Origin of the sequence: Sphaerochaeta pleomorpha str. Grapes, assembly GCF_000236685.1 — a bacterium.
Lineage (GTDB): Bacteria > Spirochaetota > Spirochaetia > Sphaerochaetales > Sphaerochaetaceae > Sphaerochaeta > Sphaerochaeta pleomorpha.
In genome coordinates this window covers 1,438,841-1,458,520 of sequence record NC_016633.1, presented here as the reverse complement: position 1 = coordinate 1,458,520, position 19,680 = coordinate 1,438,841, and the positions used below count along the sequence as shown (strand labels likewise).

21 protein-coding genes are annotated in these 19,680 nt (G+C 47.6%); 7 read left to right on the top strand and 14 right to left on the bottom strand.

Annotation, left to right across the window (positions count from 1 at the left end):
• Positions 1 to 220: 220 nt before the first annotated feature.
• A complete protein-coding gene (locus SPIGRAPES_RS06695; RefSeq protein WP_215904772.1) occupies positions 221 to 1,156 on the top strand; it encodes a tripartite tricarboxylate transporter substrate binding protein in 936 nt (311 codons plus the stop codon).
• Positions 1,153 to 1,998 carry a histidinol-phosphatase gene (locus tag SPIGRAPES_RS06690; protein WP_014270010.1) on the top strand — a complete coding sequence of 282 codons (846 nt, stop codon included), beginning with the start codon at positions 1,153 to 1,155 and terminating at the stop codon, positions 1,996 to 1,998. The genes SPIGRAPES_RS06695 and SPIGRAPES_RS06690 overlap by 4 nt, the downstream gene beginning before the upstream one ends.
• Before the next feature lie 62 nt (positions 1,999 to 2,060).
• Here SPIGRAPES_RS06690 and SPIGRAPES_RS06685 read toward each other — a convergent pair whose 3' ends face one another.
• The 7 genes from SPIGRAPES_RS06685 to SPIGRAPES_RS16990 are packed head-to-tail and all read right to left on the bottom strand — an operon-like array spanning position 2,061 to position 6,838.
• Complete coding sequence (locus SPIGRAPES_RS06685) at positions 2,061 to 3,260, bottom strand: iron-sulfur cluster carrier protein MrpORP (RefSeq protein ID WP_014270009.1); 1,200 nt, start codon at positions 3,258 to 3,260, stop codon at positions 2,061 to 2,063.
• Positions 3,257 to 4,102 (bottom strand): MBL fold metallo-hydrolase, encoded by an 846-nt coding sequence (locus SPIGRAPES_RS06680; protein WP_014270008.1) that lies wholly within the window; start codon positions 4,100 to 4,102, stop codon positions 3,257 to 3,259. Before SPIGRAPES_RS06680 ends, SPIGRAPES_RS06685 begins: the two co-directional genes overlap by 4 nt.
• Positions 4,099 to 4,971 (bottom strand): ATP-binding protein, encoded by an 873-nt coding sequence (locus tag SPIGRAPES_RS06675; RefSeq protein WP_014270007.1) that lies wholly within the window; start codon positions 4,969 to 4,971, stop codon positions 4,099 to 4,101. Before SPIGRAPES_RS06675 ends, SPIGRAPES_RS06680 begins: the two co-directional genes overlap by 4 nt.
• The gene (locus SPIGRAPES_RS06670) at positions 4,943 to 5,860 is read right to left on the bottom strand and encodes a 4Fe-4S binding protein (RefSeq protein ID WP_245535476.1); all 918 of its coding nucleotides are present in this window, start codon (positions 5,858 to 5,860) and stop codon (positions 4,943 to 4,945) included. The genes SPIGRAPES_RS06675 and SPIGRAPES_RS06670 overlap by 29 nt, the downstream gene beginning before the upstream one ends.
• Positions 5,805 to 6,167 (bottom strand): NifB/NifX family molybdenum-iron cluster-binding protein, encoded by a 363-nt coding sequence (locus tag SPIGRAPES_RS06665; RefSeq protein ID WP_014270005.1) that lies wholly within the window; start codon positions 6,165 to 6,167, stop codon positions 5,805 to 5,807. Before SPIGRAPES_RS06665 ends, SPIGRAPES_RS06670 begins: the two co-directional genes overlap by 56 nt.
• A 25-nt stretch (positions 6,168 to 6,192) precedes the next feature.
• Complete coding sequence (locus SPIGRAPES_RS06660; RefSeq protein ID WP_014270004.1) at positions 6,193 to 6,567, bottom strand: DUF134 domain-containing protein; 375 nt, start codon at positions 6,565 to 6,567, stop codon at positions 6,193 to 6,195.
• Positions 6,568 to 6,601: 34 nt separating this feature from the next.
• On the bottom strand, positions 6,602 to 6,838 hold the full coding sequence (locus SPIGRAPES_RS16990) for a DUF5320 domain-containing protein (RefSeq protein WP_014270003.1): 237 nt from the start codon (positions 6,836 to 6,838) through the stop codon (positions 6,602 to 6,604).
• Positions 6,839 to 7,149: 311 nt separating this feature from the next.
• Here SPIGRAPES_RS16990 and SPIGRAPES_RS06655 point away from each other — a divergent pair, with 311 nt between their 5' ends.
• On the top strand, positions 7,150 to 8,541 hold the full coding sequence (locus SPIGRAPES_RS06655) for an MATE family efflux transporter (RefSeq protein WP_014270002.1): 1,392 nt from the start codon (positions 7,150 to 7,152) through the stop codon (positions 8,539 to 8,541).
• A 62-nt stretch (positions 8,542 to 8,603) separates the two neighbouring features.
• On the opposite strand, the gene SPIGRAPES_RS06650 is transcribed toward SPIGRAPES_RS06655, so the two are convergent.
• The 5 genes from SPIGRAPES_RS06650 to SPIGRAPES_RS06630 are packed head-to-tail and all read right to left on the bottom strand — an operon-like array spanning position 8,604 to position 13,863.
• Positions 8,604 to 9,206, bottom strand: coding sequence for a class I SAM-dependent methyltransferase (locus SPIGRAPES_RS06650; RefSeq protein WP_014270001.1), 603 nt, complete (start codon positions 9,204 to 9,206; stop codon positions 8,604 to 8,606).
• Positions 9,200 to 9,541 (bottom strand): hydrogenase maturation nickel metallochaperone HypA/HybF, encoded by a 342-nt coding sequence (locus tag SPIGRAPES_RS06645; protein ID WP_014270000.1) that lies wholly within the window; start codon positions 9,539 to 9,541, stop codon positions 9,200 to 9,202. The genes SPIGRAPES_RS06650 and SPIGRAPES_RS06645 overlap by 7 nt, the downstream gene beginning before the upstream one ends.
• Before the next feature lie 11 nt (positions 9,542 to 9,552).
• On the bottom strand, positions 9,553 to 12,237 hold the full coding sequence (locus SPIGRAPES_RS06640) for an FAD-dependent oxidoreductase (RefSeq protein ID WP_014269999.1): 2,685 nt from the start codon (positions 12,235 to 12,237) through the stop codon (positions 9,553 to 9,555).
• A gap of 10 nt (positions 12,238 to 12,247) precedes the next feature.
• Entirely contained in the window at positions 12,248 to 12,916 is a 669-nt protein-coding gene (gene hypB, locus SPIGRAPES_RS06635; RefSeq protein ID WP_014269998.1) for a hydrogenase nickel incorporation protein HypB, read from the bottom strand.
• 20 nt (positions 12,917 to 12,936) lie between these two features.
• Positions 12,937 to 13,863 (bottom strand): DUF5692 family protein, encoded by a 927-nt coding sequence (locus SPIGRAPES_RS06630; protein WP_014269997.1) that lies wholly within the window; start codon positions 13,861 to 13,863, stop codon positions 12,937 to 12,939.
• A gap of 239 nt (positions 13,864 to 14,102) precedes the next feature.
• Between SPIGRAPES_RS06630 and SPIGRAPES_RS06625 the strand changes: the two genes are divergently transcribed.
• The 4 genes from SPIGRAPES_RS06625 (at position 14,103) to SPIGRAPES_RS06610 (ending at position 17,674) form a co-directional block, all read left to right on the top strand.
• On the top strand, positions 14,103 to 14,810 hold the full coding sequence (locus tag SPIGRAPES_RS06625) for a FadR/GntR family transcriptional regulator (RefSeq protein ID WP_014269996.1): 708 nt from the start codon (positions 14,103 to 14,105) through the stop codon (positions 14,808 to 14,810).
• 468 nt (positions 14,811 to 15,278) lie between these two features.
• Complete coding sequence (locus tag SPIGRAPES_RS06620) at positions 15,279 to 16,124, top strand: transporter substrate-binding domain-containing protein (RefSeq protein ID WP_014269995.1); 846 nt, start codon at positions 15,279 to 15,281, stop codon at positions 16,122 to 16,124.
• Between the two features lie 12 nt (positions 16,125 to 16,136).
• Positions 16,137 to 16,937: an amino acid ABC transporter permease gene (locus SPIGRAPES_RS06615; RefSeq protein WP_014269994.1), complete on the top strand. Its 801-nt coding sequence runs from the start codon at positions 16,137 to 16,139 to the stop codon at positions 16,935 to 16,937.
• Positions 16,937 to 17,674: an amino acid ABC transporter ATP-binding protein gene (locus SPIGRAPES_RS06610; RefSeq protein ID WP_014269993.1), complete on the top strand. Its 738-nt coding sequence runs from the start codon at positions 16,937 to 16,939 to the stop codon at positions 17,672 to 17,674. The genes SPIGRAPES_RS06615 and SPIGRAPES_RS06610 overlap by 1 nt, the downstream gene beginning before the upstream one ends.
• A 176-nt stretch (positions 17,675 to 17,850) precedes the next feature.
• Here SPIGRAPES_RS06610 and SPIGRAPES_RS06605 read toward each other — a convergent pair whose 3' ends face one another.
• Positions 17,851 to 19,122, bottom strand: coding sequence for an adenylosuccinate synthase (locus SPIGRAPES_RS06605; RefSeq protein ID WP_014269992.1), 1,272 nt, complete (start codon positions 19,120 to 19,122; stop codon positions 17,851 to 17,853).
• Positions 19,119 to 19,679, bottom strand: coding sequence for a phosphoribosyltransferase (locus SPIGRAPES_RS06600; protein ID WP_014269991.1), 561 nt, complete (start codon positions 19,677 to 19,679; stop codon positions 19,119 to 19,121). Before SPIGRAPES_RS06600 ends, SPIGRAPES_RS06605 begins: the two co-directional genes overlap by 4 nt.
• Position 19,680: the final 1 nt, after the last annotated feature.

The window sequence follows — 19,680 nt, the reverse complement described above, 5'->3', positions numbered from 1 at the left end:
AAATCTTTATGTATAATATAGTTAGAAATTTATACATTAGTCAGTTTTTTAAACATTTGGTATTTTCCGATTGTTTTAAAGCTGATTTTTTTTGACGATAGAGGTCCTCTCTGCTACAGTTGTTCTACAACTACAGAGGTTAACTGCAATGCGTTCGTTAAAAATGATTTCAATTTGCCTAGGCCTTTTGCTATGTGTTTCCTGCTCTCCTAGGCAGCAGGTGGCTAAAGAAACAGCGTTGGGCCTTCCTATGAAAAATGAGCAGAGTGAGTCTGGATTCCCAAGTCATGATATCTCCGTCATTATTGCCTACAAAGCTGGTGGTGGAACCGACATAGGCGCAAGGGTTCTTTGTTCAGTTGCCGAAAAGTACCTTGACGTGAATCTGGTGATTAACAATATCAGCGGGGGGGATGGGGAGCTGGGATATGCCCAACTCAGTAATTCCAAACCTGATGGTTACACAATTGGGTTTATTAATTTACCTACTTTTGTCTCACTCCCGCTTGATAGAGAGACCCTTTACTCGATTGATTCGATTGAACCGATAATGAATCATGTTTTCGATTCTGCCGTTCTCGTTGTACCCTATGAGAATTCCTGTGTAACTTTGGAGGATTTTATTGAGAACGCTCGGGATAATCCGTTTTCAGTAACAATTGGAAATAATGGATATGGTGCAAGCAATCATATCGCTGCTGCCCATTTTTGCAAGGAGACTAATATTCAAGTAACGCATGTGCCCTTTGGTGGATCCTCAGATATGTTGAAAGCACTTAACGAAGGGTATGTCCAGTCTGTAGTAGCAAAGATTTCAGAAGTTGCCCAGGGCACCAGAGACAATAAATATCGTATCCTTGCTTCTTTTACTGAAGAAAGGATACCTTCCTTTCCTCAGGTTCCAACTTTGAAAGAGAAGGGCATTGCGTTTACTTTTGGTTCTGCACGGGCTTTGGTTGCTCCCAAAGGTACTCCACCTTCGATAATAGCTACACTTCTCGAAGCTTTTAAAGCTGCAATGTTTGATCTTGAGAATGTAGAAGAAAGTAATCGCCTTGATCTTCCTCTGCTTTATATGGGTCCTGAAGAATTATCAGGCTACATTGTTGAACAAAGACGCTATATTTCCGATACTGTCCCAACCTTACCATTATGAATACACAAATATTTACCCAAGAGGTTGTAAACCTCCATACCCATAGTTATTACTGCGGTCACGGATTCGGTGAAGTCGAAGAATATGCCCAGCAAGCCTTGGAGCAAAAACTCCAGGTTCTTGGCTTCAGTGAACATTGCCCGGTACCTGACGACCGCTGGGCCCGTACAAGGATGCCAAACGCTTCCCTCTCTCCCTACAGTGAGGACTGCCTTGCAGTCCGGGACAAATATGAAGGGAAGCTTGTGGTGCTTCGAGGATTCGAATGCGATTACCTCAAGCAATACCATTCCTATTTTACTGACTATATCCTAGGTGAAATGGATTGTGATTACCTGCTTTTCGGGGTGCATGACCTTTCCCTGGACAAGGACGAAGAATATTCGATGTTCTGGAACAAGCTGGGGAAAAAAGACCTTTTTACCTATACCGACCAGTATCTGCAGGCCATGCAGTCAGGATTATTCGTCTTTGGTGCCCATCCCGATGTATTTGCCTACAATTACCGTACTTGGGACAAAGAAGCGGAGGCCTGCTCCAAAGCTATCATCGAATGTGCGGTAAGTTGTAACGTAGCCCTTGAGATCAATGCAAACGGAATGAGGAAAAAGAAAATCGAAACTGAGAGTGGCAATCGGTATGCTTATCCAATTTTCAATTTCTGGGACCTTGCAGCCAAGTCACAGGTGAAAATCATCTGTAACAGCGATGCCCACAAGCCTGAATATGTGAATGACAAGTATGCAGAGTGCAAGGAGTTTGCAGATAGCTGCAATATAACCTTTGCATCCTTCCAGATTGCACGAAAAGCAACCGGGGGATACAACCTATCGGTTGTGTAAACAGGGAAGGACACAGCTTCCTGCGTCCTTCCCTGCAGAGAATTTGTTGAGTTGGGTCTTACTTACTCACCGCACTCATCATGATGCTGGTGTTCATGGCAAACCGAACCGGTCGATTCAAGTTTTCCCCCAAGGTAGGCTTGTACAGCATCTTTTGCTGGACCGGTAGCCCCCACGACGACTTCAATGCCTTTTTCATTGAATATATCGACGGCTCCACCGCCCATTCCTCCGGAGATAACGACCTTGGCTCCCTTTTCATGTAGAAAGACAGGAAGGAATCCAGGCTTGTGCCCAGGGTTTGCGACGGTTTCCGTCTTTACGACAGACCCATTCTCACAGTCAAAAAGCATAAAGCTCTCACAATGGCCAAAATGCCCCGATACATTCCCGTTGTCACTTGCAACTGCAATTTTCATCATAGTCTGTTTCTCCATTTTATGTAGTTTTTTTGCGATATCCTCAAACCAGATACTCTCATACTGTTCAATAGTCCCCGTATCACAGGCCATTGAGATTTCAGGATCGATGGGTAGCTTTGCCAAAACAGGAATTGTGTGGGCCTGTGCAATCTCTTCGATATGGCTTTCCCCGAATATCCTGTACTCTTTATTGTTATCAGGACAAAGGAAATAGGCCATATTCTCCACTAGTCCTACTATGGGGATGTTCATCATCTCGGCCATTCTCACCGCTTTTGAGACAATCATGGACACCAGCTCCTGGGGAGACGTTACCATGACAATTCCTTCAACTGGCAGGGACTGGAAAACCGTAAGGGGCACATCGCCGGTCCCCGGTGGCATATCGATGAACATATAGTCGATATCACCCCAGATGACATCGGTCCAGAACTGTTTGACCGTATTTGCAATCATGGGACCGCGCCACACCACCGGTGCCGTTTCATCTTCAAGCAGAAGGTTGATCGACATGATCTTGATCCCCTGGGAGCTTTCATTCGGATAAATCCCATCCTCGGTCCCGCTGGCTTTCTCTTTGATCCCAAAGGCTTTTGGAATGGAAGGCCCTGTCACATCGGCATCAAGAATGGCGGTTTTGTACCCTTTTTTGTTCATAGCGACTGCAAGCAGGGAGGTTACCATCGATTTCCCTACGCCACCTTTCCCGCTCACGACCGCGATAACATGCTTGATGTTACTTTGGCTGTTTTCCTTTGAGCGGAAATCGTATTCTTCTTCTTTCCTGTCTGTACAGTCTTCACTGCAAAAACTGCATTGTTCGTTGCATCCTTCACTCATTTCTTTGACTCCTTCTTCCGTATGGTCAAGATCTTGCCCCCTGGCAGATATTCGATATGGTCGCCCAGCTTTGAACGTAAAAAGCCGAAGCTCTCTTCCCCTGTACAGTGGCAGGTATAAAACCTTGCCCCGGTATTCAATAAATAGTGTGCAATACCCGAAAGGGTCTCCTTGCTTTCGGGTTTTCCTGTTCTGTGGTTGAACAAGTGGAATCCTCCGATTACATGGGTAGGGTAGTTGCCTCGTTCCCGGTAAAAATGCTCAAGGATGTTGACAATGCCCCGGTGGGCACAGCCGGCAACCAGCAGGCATATTCCATCCTCTTCGATTACCAGGTTCTGCTCATGGGAGAAATCGTCAGGGACATAGTCCCTCCCTTCTTTTTTAAACAGGCTACAGTTCCCTGAAGGAAAGTATTGAGTTCCCCAGACAGCAGAAAACAGGGATATCCCCTCGGTAAGTTGCAATTGTTCCTTAGTCGGAATAATCTGCGTTTCTTTTGCAAGGCTGCTATCCAGTCCGATATATTCATATGAGTTTCCAGCCCGCTCAGAATAGAAGGGACCGAAGGCATTTTCCCTGACGTAGACCAAGGCTGTCGGGTTGAGGGCAAGAAACGTCTTCAGCCCCCCTCCGTGGTCATAATGGCCATGGGAAATTACTGCAAGATCGACACGCTTCAAGTCGACTCCGAGCTTTTGTGCATTTTCATTGAATAATGCAGAAGCCCCTGTGTCAAAGAGAATTTTCTTGCTGTTTGTCTCAATGAAGAGGCTCAATCCATGTTCCTCGCCCAGAGATGGGTTGCAGGATGAGTTTTCAACCAGTGCCTTGATAATCATGATTGACTCCTTAGTAGTAATTCCATGGTTCGCTCGAACACGGACTTTGCGGCCCAACCGCTTTCACAAGGAATGTCTACAATTGATTTCCCGCTGTTAATCGCCTCTATCGCTTTCTTGTCAAAGGGAATCTTTCCCACATAGGCAATTCCCTGTTTCCAACAAAAAGCCTCAATCTGAGCGCTTTGCTGGGGGTTTGTATCGAATTTATTGATGCAAACCGCTACCTTCACCTGGAACTGCCCTGCAGTCTGGAGAATCCTCAGCATATCAGAAAGCCCTGATACTGAAGGTTCTGCGACAATAAGAACCAGATCGACACCGGAAAGCGAGGCAATTACCGGACACCCAATCCCTGGCGACCCGTCAATGATGGCTACCTCGGTTTTTGGCGCATTCGTTTTCAGTTGCTCCTTCACCTTGGTCACCAGCTTCCCTGTTGTCCCGCTTCCCATCTTCAAGGTAGCAGTGGAAAAGACAGAACGCTCGTTCGTGAACAGGCGCAAGTCCCCGGCTTTCGATTCCTGCATACTGATAGCCTTGGCAGGGCATACAAGAAAACATACCCTGCAACCTTCACATGCATATTCATCGATGGTATAGGTACTATCGAGCGTAATGGCGTCGAAGCGGCAATGTTTTATGCATTCCCCGCACTGTATGCAAGCTGCTGGGTTGATAACTGCTTTGGGTAGACTAAAGTAGTCAGTGGTTTTCAAATCAGTGAAATGGTTGTTCACCAGATGCAGGTTTGGGGCATCGACATCGCAGTCGGCGTAGGCTTTGGCGTCCAACAGGGAAATGAAGGCGCTTGCAAGGGTTGTTTTTCCCGTCCCTCCCTTACCGCTGAGCAATAGCAACTGTTTCATTTCCTAGTTCTCCCCCAATAGTCTCGAGAATCGATGAGAAAAGCCTCTTGAAGTTGCCATCCTCTCTTGCCGCTATCATCGCTTGCGAGTGTAGGATCCCCAATTTCTTGTCAAAGGGTATTCTCCCTGCAATCAAGATTCCCTTCTCCTGGCAAAAAGTCTCCGCAGGGTTTTCGCCTTCCATGCACTTATTCAGGACAACCGCATGCTTTTTTCCCAGAAGGGTAACCAGCTCATATACCATGGCAAGGTTGTGCACGCCAAAGGTGGTTGGCTCGGCGACCAAAAGGCAGAAGTCTGCATCCTTGATGCTTTCCATTACCAGACAACTGCTTCCCGGGGGACAATCGATAAACGTGGTCCCTTTTGTCTCACTGCCTAGCAACTGTCTGATGATAGGGACCCCAGAGCTTTCCCCTATGTTCATCGTTCCCCCCAGGGTTTTGACAGGACCGGAGTTGCCGATCTTGATGGTTCCCACTTCTTTGTTGGCCTCACTGAGGGCTTTCTGTGGGCAAACCAGCATACAGCCACCGCAGGAGTGACAGATTTCTTCGAAGATCATCAAACGTTTTCCGATCAGGGCAAGCGCGTTGAAAGCACAGAAATCAACGCACGCATGGCATCCGTTGCAAAGATTTTCATCGACTACCGGTTTCTTGACAGTGACCTGGAGGGTCTCACTGTTTTTGGGTTTGAAATAGAGATTCCCGTTAGGCTCCTCTACATCGCAGTCGATATAGGTAGACTTTTGCGCTACACTAGCCAGGTTTACCGCAAGCAGGGTTTTTCCTGTACCTCCCTTGCCACTGAGAATGGCAAGGGTTGCCTCCCTAGTGGCCATGGTGGAAACCTGGATGGATTTTGTCCAGGACAGGAAGTTTTCCATTCTGGAACGCATCGATATTGTCGGCAACACTCAAATCGATGGCCTTGTAGAGCCCTACATTGGCATTTTGTAACACCTTTGCGGCATTTTCCCCGCACCTGATGGTAATGAGCGTTCCAATCGCATTGTCTACCAGGATCTGGGCTGCCTTGATACCAGCGCCTCCGCTTGCATCGGCCGCACTATTTGCCAGAAATCGGCTTTCTTTGGTTTCTGTATTGTACAGGCAATAGAAAGGTGCCCGTCCAAATGATACGCAGACGGATGTGTCGAGGCTTTCCCCGTCTGAGGGAATTGCAATTAGCATACTAAAATCCTCCATTGGTTTTCAGTTATTCTGTTTCGGTTTCTGCAACATTGCGGTTGCACCGGTGTCTGTGGCAATATCCGGAAGTGCAACCGGGGCCTTGCCCGTCGCAGAGGTGGTATTCTCCCCCTTCAATAAACAGGACTTTCCCATTTACCAAAGACTGGGCCAGTTTCTGGCGGGCAATGTCATAGATTCCCTGGACAGTGGTCCTGGCAACATGCATCTGGTTTGCACACTGTTCCTGGGTGAATCCTTCCAGGTCGATCAATCGAATGGTTTCGTATTCGTCGACTGTCATATAGATTGCATGGTCCTGGTCGAGTGGAGACCCAATCGGCCCAAAGCGATTGTTAAGTGGCAAACAACAGACATTTCTCCATTTTCTTGGTCTTGGCACAAAGGCTCCTTTTGGCTTTACGGTCCTTGCAGACTTATTTCAGGCTCTGTATCCTGTTTTGAACATCTCTCAATTGACGTTCTACATTTTCCCTTTGTTCTTCGAGGGTTTCTTTCGTAGCAACGGTACCATAGGTATTTCTATACCCATAGCCTTGGCCTCTGCCATAGCCACGTCCAAATCCTCTTCCTGACAGCCTTGGGCAGGTTCCAAATCCCTTTCCAGAATACGGTCCAAGACCCATTGGGCCCGTTCCATCTCTTGCTGGCATGTGTATCCTCCCTGGTATTAGTTATTGACATATGTCGGTTACACTCATACAGTACGTTTATAAATGGCATATGTCAATAACTAAGTAGCTATTTCTGTTGAAAATTTTAAAAAGTAATGGTTATGAAGCACCAAGAGGAGAAACTTTTCGCTAGCAGGCAATACTCAGGATGTACTACTTTTATTGCTTGTGAGTATCAGCAAGAATTGCTAGATACTAGTATTGCAGTCTTCTCGTGTTTGTGAAACAGTGTCGGCAACGGATGCGTGAATCCATACGCGCTGGGCAGTGTGAGCTCCCGAGAAGGAAATATGACAAAAGATTTGACCGAGGGGAAGCCCCTATCACTCATTTTGGGGTTCTCAATTCCCGTTTTGCTGGGCTATGTGTTCCAACAGTTCTATAACGTCGTTGATACGGTAATCGTCAGCAAAATCCTTGGCGTAGAAGCACTTGCTGCCGTCGGTTCCACCGGATCGGTAAATTTTCTTATCATTGGTTTCTGTATGGGGCTTTGCAGTGGTTTTGCAATTCCCCTTGCCCAGAAATTCGGGGCAAAGGATTTTCGCCTCATGCGTCAGTATGCCTTCAACGCCGGGATACTGTGCATCCTTTTTTCGATTGTCCTGACCATTCTCACTGTCGTATTCTGCCGTCCTATATTAGTGGCGATGCAAACCCCTGCTGACATTATCGACCGTGCTGTTTCCTATATCAGAATCATTTTCTGCGGGATTCCCCTTATTATTCTCTATAATATGGTCTCCAGCATTATCCGTGCCCTTGGTGATAGCAAAACCCCGGTTTATTTTCTTGTTCTTTCTTCCCTTTTGAATATCGGCCTGGATTTGCTCTTCATTTTGGTGTTCAGATTGGATGTTGCAGGGGCAGCCCTTGCTACGATAATCTCCCAGGGGATAGCAGGGCTTGCCTGTCTCATATACATGGGAAAGAAGTTTGAAATTCTCCGGTTCACAGAAGAAGATAAAAAAATCAAGGGGCAACATTTCAAAACGCTCTGTAATGTGGGCATTCCCATGGGGCTGCAGTATTCCATTACTGCGATTGGAAGCGTAATCTTGCAGGCTTCCGTGAATTCTTTGGGGTCTGGAGTCGTTGCCGCAGTTACTGCCGCGTCGAGGATAGGTATGTTTTTCTGTACACCTTTCGATGCCCTGGGAACCACGATGGCAACCTTTGGCGGACAGAACACCGGTGCAGGGAACTTTGAACGGTTGAAGACAGGGGTACGAGCCAGTGCCCTTTTAGGCCTGATCTATTCGCTTATTGCGTGGGTGATTATGTATTTCTTCGGGACTCGCCTCAGCTTGCTCTTCCTGAGTCCTGAGGCAACGCAGATTATTGCCAACGCCCATCGATTCCTGATAATCACCAGTGCCTTCTATTTTCCCTTGGCACTGGTCAATATTGTGCGGTTTATGATCCAGGGGATGGGGTTCAGTCGCTTCGCAGTGCTTTCAGGCATGCTTGAAATGGTTGCAAGGATGAGTGTTGCCCTCATTGCAGTTCCGCTGTGGGGTTTTTCTGCCGTTTGCTTTGCTTCCCCCGCAGCTTGGCTCCTTGCCGACTGTTTTCTGATACCTGCCTTCTTTTCGAGCTACCGGAAACTGGAGAATCTGCAAAAACAGTATGAACTACAAAAAGAGAAGGGGGACTCGTTTTCCTCTCATCCCCTCATTTAGGAAGGTCTCCCTGTTTCATCGGATAGCTAGATTTCTCCCTTGCCCCGGTTGGGGCTTGGGTCCTAGCGGTTTTTCAAGCCCGAGACGACATAGTAATCCTCATTTGAAATCATGCAATCGACGGTAAAGAAAGGCAAAAACAGGGAAGAGAGCTCAGTCTCACTGATAAGCCCAAGCGAAACAGCCATTGCCTTCCTGCAATGGACGGTGTTGAGGTGAGCCCTACCCATGTCATGGGCTATGGTCAATCTTCCCCCCGGCTCGGTAAAACGGGCAAGCGCTGGTATCAAATGGCTTGGCGAGTTGAAATGAGGCAAGGCATTGAACACCACTACCTGGTTGAACTGGCATGTAAAAACTGCCTTTTCTATATCGAGGTTGTGGAGTTCTATTCTACGGTCCGTGTAGTTTTCCTGTGCCCTTGCAATCATCTTTTCCGAAATATCGACCCCGACAACCTTCGCTACCTCCTTTTTAAGGTAGTAGGGAAACAGTATTCCTGTCCCGCAGGCGACATCAAGGACTTTGTCACCTGGCAGAATGTGTGCAAAATCCAGGATTGTCTCCAGCTTTTCCGGTTTAGCCTTGTTACAGGCATCCCAGTTCGGGGCTTGGGAATCGAAAAAGGAGATTACTTGCAACTGGTCGAGTGCAGTAGCTAGCATGCGACTATCTCCTTGATATTGAACTCCCTGCCTCCCAGCAGTTCCTTGTTTTCACTTCCGCAGTGAGGGCAAACCCCCTTTGTCGGAACCGCGGGATATACTTTTCTACAATCTTTGCAGAGCGCATTTGCAGGGAGAATCTCAATCGCAAGTTCAGTGTCCTCAAGACAAGTCCCCTCTACAGCTGCAGGGAAACATTGCAATATATACCGGGGAATCATGGAAGAGATTTCTCCTATCTGCAGGACAATTTTTTCCACCTGCTGCAAGTCGTTGTCTTTCATGGCCTTCTCAACCACTTTGATCACTTCCATGACCACTCCCAGTTCGTGCATCGGTACTCCTCCTATTTTCCTGTAAACGCATCCTGCACTTTTTGTGCAGTAATCCTGACTTTGCGCTTGATAACGGTTTTCATAACCGCAGGTTTTACATGCTCGTAGGACACACCCTCACCATTATACTTTCTCTTCAATGAGATGGCCTCGAACTTGCATTTTGTCGTACATTGCCCGCAACCGACGCATAGAAACTCATCGACGATCGTCGCCCCGCAACCAAGGCACCTGTCCGTTTCTTTTTTGACCTGTTCCTCGGTAAAGGTTCCGCGTTCATCAGCAAAAGAAAGTGTGGCAGAATGATCCTGCATTGCCCGTTGCCTTGGCGTAGTGTCATAATCGGAAACAATTACGCTTTCCTTGTCGAGGGCCGTATATTTTTTCCTGTCTCGTCCGATGACCAGGCTCTGCCCTGGTTGTACGAACCGATGGATTGAAATACTGGCTTCCTTTCCCAAGGCAATGGCATCGATGGCGAATTTTGGTCCGGTCAAGGCATCTCCCCCGACAAATATATCGCTTTCGTCTGTCTGGAGGGTAAAGGAATCGGCAATCGCTGCTTTGTTTGGCCTTACCTGAACTTTGCTGCCTTCGAGCAAAGAACCCCATTCGATCGATTGTCCGACAGAAAGCAATACTGTATCGGCAGGAACGATAATCGTTTGTTCCTCGTCATAAACCGGATGAAACTTTTTGTCAGCGTCAAAGACAGACAGGCATTTCTTGAACTCTACAGAGGTAACCTTGCCTCCCTCAGTGAGAATACGCTTCGGGCCCCAGGAATTGTTGATTACAATCGCTTCGCCTTCGGCTTCCGCAATCTCTTCACCAAGGGCTGGCATCTCGCTACGATTTTCCAGGCAATACATGGAGACCTTTTCGCCTCCGACACGAGATGCCGTGCGGGCAACATCTATGGCAACATTGCCGCCTCCGATCACTACGACATTCCCTTCGAGTGTATCAAAAGAGGCAAGGTTGACCTTGCGTAAGAATTCGATGCCGGAGACAACACCCTCGGCGTCTTCTCCCTCAATGCCGATTTTCCTTCCCTGTTGTGCTCCGATGGCAAGGTAAAAGGCTTTGTACCCTTGTTCTCTCAATTGGTTGAGGGATATTTCTTTGCCGACTTCAATACCGGTCTTGAATTCGACCCCAAGTTCCCGAAGAATATCAATTTCAGCATTGACAACGTTCTTTTCCAACCTGAAAGAGGGAATTCCCATTGTCAGCATGCCCCCAAGTACCGGTTGCTTTTCGAAAACAGTCACGTTATAGCCATCGATCGCCAGATAGTAGGCGCAGGACAACCCGGAAGGCCCGGCCCCGACGATTGCAATTTTCTTGCCATAGTCATGGCGCTTTGCCGGGATGAAACGACGGTTTACATCCAGGTCCTGCTCTGCAATGAACTTCTTGATATCATCGATTGCAAGGGGATCGTCGATATCCCCGCGGGTACACGCATCCTCACACTTTTTGGGACAGATACGGCCACAGACAGCTGGGAACGGGTTTTCCTTTCTGATCAATTCCAAGGCTTCGGTATAACGTTGCTGGGAGGCAAGCTTGATATAGCCTTGGACGGCGATATGGGCCGGACAGGTTGTCTTACAGGGGCTGGTGCCGCTTTCTACCACATTCTCACGGTTCGTGCGATAGTCAACATTCCAGTCGGCCGGGCCCCATTCCTTGTTGCGGGGTGTATATTTTCGTTCGATTTTGTCTACGATAGGCTTGGTTGAGCACAGTTTCTGTCCCAAGTGGAGGGCATTTGTCGGGCAGTTCGTTACACACTCTCCACAAGCCACACACTTGTCCTTGTCGACTACCGATACGTAATTGGAACGCACCATATCGGCATTGAGAAACATCTCGGCCGTACGGAGCGAAAGGCAGGAACAACCACAGCAGTTGCAGATGGCATGGGTCTTGCCACTTCCGTCCAGGTTGGGGATCTGGTGCATGAGCCCATTCTCCTCAGCCCTTTTGATGATTGCAAACGCTTCTTCGCGGGTGATCGCGCGGCCGCGCTTTGTCCTGATATAATATTCTGCCGCATGTCCCAGTTGGATGCACATATCTTCCTTGAGATGCCCGCAACCCTCTCCCATGGCTTCCCGAACAGTCCGGCAGGCACAATCGGAGACAGAGAAGATAGTACTTTCATTGAGATACTTGGATATTTCCTCATAGGAAGCTTTTCTGGTTTCTCCCGAGATTGCGGTTTCGATGGGGATGACGCGCATCAAGCCTACGCCGACGGGAAACATCCCGGAAGACTTGGAACCGCGCACTATGCCATAATCGTTGAAAGCCTGTGCAATCTCGGGATGCTTGTGCACGTTTTCGAGATTGTTTGCCATCATCTCCATGATGCCGGGGACCCAGGTGTCATACCAGTAGGTATCAACGCCTTGTTTGTTGTTCACAAAGCAGACGCCATCGGTGGCCAGTTGCTCCAGCAGTTCGCGGGTTTTCTCTTCGCTTTTGTTGCAGATAGCAGACACTTGTCTGACACTCTGGGGTTTCCTGAATTCCAAGGCGAGGGCGACCTCTGCCATTTCCTCGGTTACCACCGATGATAGGATCCTGTATTCCGGTCCCTGGGCATCGAGTTCATCCTTGGCACCTTTTTTCTTTCTGCTGACCTTGTTCGCAAATTCCAAGACTTTATAGTTTATCTCTTCCATCCTATGCTCCTCAGACTTTCCAAGCCGCTACTTGTTCGCGCAACCACTGTATCCAGTCCGCCATCCCTTCGCCTGTCCTCGCAGAAATGGGGATTACCTTGATAGTTGGGTTCAAAGCCTTGGCCCGCTGGGTGCACGCTTCGATATCAAAGTCGAAATAATCCAAGGCATCGATCTTGTTGATCAGAAGCACATCACAGATTGAAAACATCAAGGGATATTTCAAAGGTTTGTCATCGCCTTCGGGAATGCTGAGGATCATGGCGTTCTTTACCGCCCCCGTATCGAATTCGGCAGGACATACAAGGTTTCCGACGTTTTCCAGGATAATAAGGTCCAGTCCCTCTGTCTCGAGGCCTGCAAGACCTTGGCTTGTCATCTCTGCATCCAAGTGGCACATTCCTCCGGTATGCAACTGGATTACCTTTGCCCCGGTCTCAGAAATGGCTATTGCATCTACATCGGAATCAATATCAGCTTCCATGACGCCGATGTGCATTTCCTCTTCCAAGGCTGAGATGGTTCTTTTCAAGGTTGTGGTTTTCCCCGAACCTGGAGAAGACATGAGATTGAGAAGGAACCGTTGTTTTTCCTTCAGATCCTTGCGCAATAATTCAGCCTGTTCGTCGTTGTTCTCGAAAACGCTTTTCTTGATTTCCAATATTTTGAATGTATTCACGGAAAAAACCTCCTTGAAAGTTACCTGGCAGCTTCTGCCTTTACGGTTTTATAGCAAGCTAAATCTGAGTAGAGCTCTGATGTATAGGGATTTCTATGGGTTCTGGCAATCTTGTAGACCATATAGACTGCTACTGCCACATTTGCTGCAAGGGCAAGGAAACTGACCAGAAAGAGAGCTTTTGGATTCTGGCTCGACTTGACAGCGAATTTTGAACCGTCGATGAAGGAGGGGACTGTCATTGCGAACATGCACCAGAGTGCCAGCGTATGGGCACGGTGCTGAAGCCAGGCGCCTTTTTTCAGGGTGAAGGCTACAAAGGTAGGGGCAAGCAACAAGGCTATCCCGCAATACCAGGCATGGTCGGCAAGGCAGTTGTAGGTATAGGCGAAGTTCCAGATATCATAGGCAACAATCCAGAACCAGCACATATCGGGCCAGAGCATGTCCTTGCTCTTTCCGCTGCTGATGCAGATGCCCACCCAGCCGGTAATGGTGATGATGTTGAGAATACCGGCGATGCCGTTCATGTAGTTCCAGACTCCACTGGTAGTTGCCATGCCGTCGAACACTTGGTTCACCAAGCCAAGGCCACCGATTTGGAAGTCTCTGACAACTGCTTCCAATATGTTGACCGCGAGGATCAAGGGAGGAAAGCAGAGGGCCCATTTGTTTTTGTTCAGGTTCTTGAAATTCCTGATCGCCCAGAACCCTATGCAACCTGCAAGGGAAGAATAGACTTTGGCAAAGTGGAACCAATCATCAACGCTCGTCCCCTTGGCAGTCTTTGGCCAGACAAACAGGGAAAGGACAAGAGGAAGGATAATGAAAAGGATGAATCCTCCCTTCTGGGAACGACGACTGATTTCATTCAAAAGAATCAGAAGACCGAAGATTGCCAGTAACATGAGATAGTTGTACCAGGGTTGTGCTTGGAAAAGAAACATTTCTTTCCCTCCTTCCGTTTCACGCCACCCTTTGCAAATGTGCCTAGAGGGTGGCGTTTTGTGTTTATTGGTAATACCACAGCAATCCTAACATAGAATCTTTCATATACCAATAAAAAAATATCTATAAAAACCTAAAATTTATCATTCTAGAGATTATTTTACTGAAATATCTAAAAATATGTAGTATACTTTTTCTGGTAATACCAGAGACCAATATATGAAATAGGGAGCAAACAATGGAATTCTCAAAAATATATGCACCATCCTTGAAAGACTTGTTTGTCAGGCAGGTGGAGGATATGATCCTCTCGGGAAAACTCGAGATCGGGACACAACTGCCGCCCGAGAGGGATCTTGCGGAACAGATGAATGTCAGCAGGACCATCGTGCATTCCGGCATAGCGGAAATGGCAGGCAAAGGCTTTCTGGAAATTCGCCCGAGGATAGGTGTCTTTGTCAATGATTTCAGGCGGCAGGGAAAAGCCGGGGCCATCCTCTCCATCATGAATTACAACGGCGGGTCGCTCAGACGAGCTGAGATACGTTCGATTCTGGAAATTAGAAAGGCATTTGACCTGCTTTCAATAGATACCATCATTGAAAAGGCCAGTGATGATGATATCGAATCTGTCCTGCCGTATCTGGAAAAGCTGAAGGAGGCGGAAAACCCCTCCGCCTGTGCGAAGGCTCTTTTCGACTTTCATCATGAATTTAGCATTATTACCGAGAATACCCTGCTGCCTCTAATCTATTCTTCTTTTTCCATTCCTATTACCGCTCTTTGGGAACGGTATTGCAGGCTCTATGGCTGTGAAAATGTCTATAAAAGTACCTTGAAAACCTACACCCTGGTGAAGGAGAGGAAGGCACATGAGGCAAAGGCCTGGGTCGAGCAGTACTTCCAGGCCATTATCAACGGTTCAAGACAAATTTATAGCGAGTAGCTTTCATCTTTTTCCCCATTACAATGCCCTGTCCTTTTTATGTTTGTCAGCCAAGCTTACTTAGTATTCCCCGTTAACCTCTGTATAAATCCCCTGATGGGTTCAGAGGGTCCGGGGAATTTCTTTTGCACAACAGGCAATGAAGGATTTGGCTCTGGCAAGGGAGCAAAGTAGCAATAATGAAAACACTACGAAAAGGTGTTATTATAATAACATTATATTTATTTTACTAACAACTTGAAAAAAAAATAACATGCATGTATGCTAATGGGAAGTAAAACTCTTGAAGCAAGGTACCTTACCTTTGGCCATCCGACTCTGCCTGGTAGTTAATCACAGGACAAGTCCCGTATAAAAGTATCGAGGGGCCCAAGGGTTTTCTTGGTATTTGAAGGGTCTTGAGGCAAGATGCCATCTTGATGCATTGGTTTTAAAGGTTTTGAGAAACATTGTAAGGAAGGAAAACAAATGAGAAGAATTGTTGCTTTAGCATTGATGATCGTTTTGGTTGCCGGGGTTTCCTTTGCACAGGGAAACAGTGAAAAAACTGCCACTACTTCTGCAAAGACCTTGCGCGTAGCAATGGAGTGTGGGTATGCCCCCTATAACTGGACTCAGACTGATGATTCCAACGGAGCCGTTCCCATTGTCGGCTCTAAGGATTATGCCTATGGGTATGATGTCATGATGGCAAAACTCATTGCAGAGAAACTGGGGTATGAACTGCAGATTGTCAAATTGGACTGGGATTCCTTGGTTCCTGCCGTTCAGTCCGGTTCTGTCGATTGTGTCATTGCAGGACAGTCCATCACTACCCCGCGTCTTGAGATGGTAGACTTCACGACCCCCTACTACTATGCTTCCATTGTTAGCCTGACTACCAAAGATAGCAAATATGCCTCGGCCAAGGGTCTTTCTGATCTGAGCGGAGGAACCTGTACCAGCCAGCTGGGAACCATCTGGTATGATACTTGCCTTCCCCAGATCAAGGATGCAAAGATTCTTCCTGCACAGGAATCTGCCCCAGCAATGCTGGTTGCCCTCAACAGTAAGAGAGTCGATTATATCTGTACCGATATGCCAACTGCCCAGGCTGCAATTGTTGCCTATCCGAATATGAGAATCCTCGATTTTTCCTCCACGGACGATGATTTCCAGGTAAGCCAGGAAGAAATCAACATCGGTGTGTCGGTTTCCAAGAAAACCCCTGAACTTACCAAAGCTATCAATGGGGTTCTCGCAACACTGACCGTTGCCGATTTCAACGCAATGATGGATGAAGCTATCTCAGTACAGCCTTTGTCGAATAACTAATAAGGAAACTGTATGTCCATATCTGAAATGAATTTTTTCGAGCGTATGGTATTTATAGTGGAAAAATATAGTGGCTCCCTGATAAAGGGGGCTGCTACTACTATGGCCATCGCCCTGATATGTACAGCCCTAGGCTGCCTTATCGGTTTTGCGGTTGGAATTGTCCAGACTATCACCCCACGTAAAAAAAGCAGCCCCGTAAAAAAGGGGCTCTTGAAATTCGTGAAGATCCTCCTTGCCATCTATGTTGAGTTCTTCCGGGGAACACCCATGATGTTGCAGGCTGCTTTTATCTTTTATGGTGCCAGCCAGCTTTTCAATATAAATATGGGTATGTGGCAGGCGGCAATCCTTATTGTCTCCATCAATACCGGTGCCTACATGGCCGAAACCGTGAGGGGTGGCATCCTTTCTGTCGATATCGGACAGAGTGAGGGTGCAAAGGCTATTGGCATGAACCATTTCCAGACAATGCTACATGTGATTCTTCCGCAGGCCTTGCGTAATATCATGCCACAGATAGGCAATAACCTTATTATCAATATCAAAGATACCTGCGTACTTTCCATTATCGGGACTGTAGAACTCTTTTTCACCTTCAAGAGTATCTCAGGGGCTTTATATACTTATTTTGAGGCAGCCACGGTCACCTTGATTATCTATTTCATCCTGACTTTCTCTTGCTCCAGGATTTTGCGCCATCTGGAAAACAAGATGGATGGTCCCGCGACCTATGACCTTGCGACGGCTGACACCCTGGCCTTTACCAGTGGCATGAATTCCTACATCCCAAGAACGAGAGGCAACCTATAATGGCAGAGATATTACAGATTCAGCATCTATCGAAAACCTTTGGAACCAACGTCGTGCTCAGGGATATCGATTTTTCGGTGAAGCCGAAGGATGTTACCTCGATTATCGGAGCTTCCGGTTCCGGCAAATCCACTTTGTTGAGATGCATCAACCTTCTGGAAGACCCTACCTCCGGGAAAATACTCTTCCATGCTAAGGATGTGGTTGACGGTACTGTCGATGAAGCCGAATATCGTTCCAAAGTAGGAATGGTTTTCCAGTCATTCAATTTGTTCAACAATCATACGGTTTTAAGTAATTGTATGCTTGGTCAGATGAAGGTTCTGAAAAAGAAGGCAGACGAGGCTGAGAAAGCAGCCTTGTTTTACCTGCATAAAGTGGGGATGGATACTTTTATCAATGCAAAACCCCAGCAACTTTCCGGCGGACAGAAGCAACGGGTCGCCATAGCCAGGGCCTTGGCGATGGAGCCGGAGATTTTGCTTTTTGACGAGCCTACCTCAGCCCTTGACCCGGAGATGGTAGGGGAAGTTCTCGATGTCATGAAGGCCTTGGCCGAGGAAGGGATGACGATGCTTGTGGTAACCCATGAGATGTCGTTTGCCCGTGATATCTCCACCCATGTTGTCTTTATGGATGAAGGTAAGATTGCAGAGGAAGGGCCCCCAGAGCAAATCTTCGGTCATCCGAAGAATCCCCGGACCAAGGAATTCCTTACCCGTTTTACCGGCAAATAAAAACCAGAGTGCTCTGAAAGGGCTTCTCCCCGTTCTTTTTGCATGAAAGATGAACGCAGAGGCAGGGAAACAAGAAAAGAAGCAAACATGGAAACAAGAAAAAAGCTGTCGTCTTTGTCTTTTTCAAGACAGTGCGACAGCTTTTTTCAATACCTTGATTAGGCTTTTCGCCTCAACTACATAATGATGATCTGGTCACGTTCCGGTCCTACGGAAATGTATTTGATCGGAGCCCCGATCAACTCGGCGAGTCGCTTGCAGTACACCTGGGCGTTCTCGGGAAGGTCTTCCCATTTGCGAGCCTTGCTCGTGTCGGACATCCAGCCATCATATTCTTCGTAGATGGGTTCTGCAATTTCCTGCAGGGCTGTCTCGGGCAAGTATTTGATAATCTCACCATTGACCCTGTAGGCTACGCAGACTTTGAGCTTCTCGAACGAGTCGAGAATGTCGAGTTTTGTAAGGGCAACACCGGTAAACCCATTGATCCAGCAGGAGTAGTCGGCTGCAACGCCGTCAAACCATCCTGTTCTTCTGGGCCTTCCTGTTGTTGCACCGAATTCGTTCCCGATTGCTCTCAGTTTCTCTCCGGTCTCGTCGAACAGCTCTGTCATGTACGGACCGCCGCCAACGCTTGTCGAATAGACCTTGGCTACGCCGATTACTTCGCTGATCCTGCTCGGGGCAAGGCCAGCGCCGACGGTAGCACCGCCTGAGGTCGGGCTGCTGCTGGTTGTATAGGGGTAAATGCCCCAGTCGAGGTCTCTCATGATTCCCAGCTGGCCTTCAAGTAGAATTTTCTTTCCATCTTCATAGGCCTGGCGAACGACAGGGACGGTGTCGATGATTTTGTCACCGAAACGTTCTGTCCATTTGCCACAGAGAGCAAGCATCTCTTCGACGGTTACTTCGGGAAGCCCGTAGTAGGCAAGCTCACGGTTTTTCCTGGGAAGGGCCATGAGCAGTCTTTTTTCAAGGCGTTCAGGGTCGAGCAGGTCGACAGCCCTGATTCCCGAACGTGCTGCCTTGTCGCTATAGCATGGACCGATACCACGTTTGGTTGTTCCGATCTGCCAGTTTTTGCTTTTTGAGTTTTCCTCTGCACCGTCAAGCATGCAGTGGTAGGGCATGATGATATGGGCCCGTTTGTCAATAAACAGGTTCTGCACTTGTACACCCTTTGCGGCAATGGAATCGAGTTCGCTGGCCATGGTCTCGAAATTGACCACGGTTCCAGCCCCGACGATATTGATGGTATCGGGATTGAAGATACCTGAAGGGATGATATGGAGGGCGAACTTGCCCTTGTCATTGATGACTGTATGCCCGGCATTGTCGCCGCCTTGGTAGCGGATAACCATATCGGAATTGACTGCAAGATAGTCAACAATGCGTCCCTTGCCTTCATCTCCCCACTGAGCGCCTACAATTGATGTTACGTTGTTCATTTATACAGCTCCTTGCCTTGCTTTTTCATTTCTTCGAGCATTTCTTTTTCCAATTCGGTATGCTCTTCGATATCGATGGCATCCCAGGGATATTTAATCCAGATATCTCCGATTTCCAAACCTGCAAAATATCGTTTGATTTCGACAGGGAATTCTACATCCTTTTCCTTGAGCTTGTTATGGAGCACCAGAACTGCAATTTCAGAAGGTTCGTACTTCAACAATTCTCCCACACAATAGGCTAGGGTAGCCCTGGTATCATCGACTTCGTCGATTAGCAATACCTTCTTACCCCTGAGCTGGGACTGTACTTCGTCAATCCATTGGATTTTTGTAGGGTGGTCCTTATGGGTCTTGTCGACACCATAATAGGAAATACCAACAGCGTAGATGGGCCGATTGATAAACGTCTTGATGATTCTGGCTGGAATGAACCCGCCACTTCCGATAGCAACGATTACATCCGGGTCATAGCCAGAAGCAGTTAGCTGCTCGCTGAGGTTCTTTACCAGTTTGTGCACCGAATTGTAACTTACGTACAGTTTATCGTTGTCCATG

What these genes read in the sequence shown, in the direction of transcription:
- SPIGRAPES_RS06690 (WP_014270010.1), top strand. Translation starts at nt 1,153, where the DNA reads ATGAATACACAAATATTTACCCAAGAGGTTGTAAACCTCCATACCCAT.
- SPIGRAPES_RS06605 (WP_014269992.1), bottom strand. Translation starts at nt 19,122, where the DNA reads ATGAACAACGTAACATCAATTGTAGGCGCTCAGTGGGGAGATGAAGGC.
- SPIGRAPES_RS06625 (WP_014269996.1), top strand. Translation starts at nt 14,103, where the DNA reads ATGGAATTCTCAAAAATATATGCACCATCCTTGAAAGACTTGTTTGTC.
- SPIGRAPES_RS06670 (WP_245535476.1), bottom strand. Translation starts at nt 5,860, where the DNA reads ATGGAAAACTTCCTGTCCTGGACAAAATCCATCCAGGTTTCCACCATG.
- SPIGRAPES_RS06685 (WP_014270009.1), bottom strand. Translation starts at nt 3,260, where the DNA reads ATGAGTGAAGGATGCAACGAACAATGCAGTTTTTGCAGTGAAGACTGT.
- SPIGRAPES_RS06665 (WP_014270005.1), bottom strand. Translation starts at nt 6,167, where the DNA reads ATGCTAATTGCAATTCCCTCAGACGGGGAAAGCCTCGACACATCCGTC.
- SPIGRAPES_RS06655 (WP_014270002.1), top strand. Translation starts at nt 7,150, where the DNA reads ATGACAAAAGATTTGACCGAGGGGAAGCCCCTATCACTCATTTTGGGG.
- SPIGRAPES_RS06645 (WP_014270000.1), bottom strand. Translation starts at nt 9,541, where the DNA reads ATGCACGAACTGGGAGTGGTCATGGAAGTGATCAAAGTGGTTGAGAAG.
- SPIGRAPES_RS06650 (WP_014270001.1), bottom strand. Translation starts at nt 9,206, where the DNA reads ATGCTAGCTACTGCACTCGACCAGTTGCAAGTAATCTCCTTTTTCGAT.
- SPIGRAPES_RS06640 (WP_014269999.1), bottom strand. Translation starts at nt 12,237, where the DNA reads ATGGAAGAGATAAACTATAAAGTCTTGGAATTTGCGAACAAGGTCAGC.
- SPIGRAPES_RS06610 (WP_014269993.1), top strand. Translation starts at nt 16,937, where the DNA reads ATGGCAGAGATATTACAGATTCAGCATCTATCGAAAACCTTTGGAACC.
- SPIGRAPES_RS06680 (WP_014270008.1), bottom strand. Translation starts at nt 4,102, where the DNA reads ATGATTATCAAGGCACTGGTTGAAAACTCATCCTGCAACCCATCTCTG.
- SPIGRAPES_RS06615 (WP_014269994.1), top strand. Translation starts at nt 16,137, where the DNA reads ATGTCCATATCTGAAATGAATTTTTTCGAGCGTATGGTATTTATAGTG.
- SPIGRAPES_RS06630 (WP_014269997.1), bottom strand. Translation starts at nt 13,863, where the DNA reads ATGTTTCTTTTCCAAGCACAACCCTGGTACAACTATCTCATGTTACTG.
- SPIGRAPES_RS06600 (WP_014269991.1), bottom strand. Translation starts at nt 19,679, where the DNA reads ATGGACAACGATAAACTGTACGTAAGTTACAATTCGGTGCACAAACTG.
- SPIGRAPES_RS16990 (WP_014270003.1), bottom strand. Translation starts at nt 6,838, where the DNA reads ATGCCAGCAAGAGATGGAACGGGCCCAATGGGTCTTGGACCGTATTCT.
- SPIGRAPES_RS06675 (WP_014270007.1), bottom strand. Translation starts at nt 4,971, where the DNA reads ATGAAACAGTTGCTATTGCTCAGCGGTAAGGGAGGGACGGGAAAAACA.
- SPIGRAPES_RS06620 (WP_014269995.1), top strand. Translation starts at nt 15,279, where the DNA reads ATGAGAAGAATTGTTGCTTTAGCATTGATGATCGTTTTGGTTGCCGGG.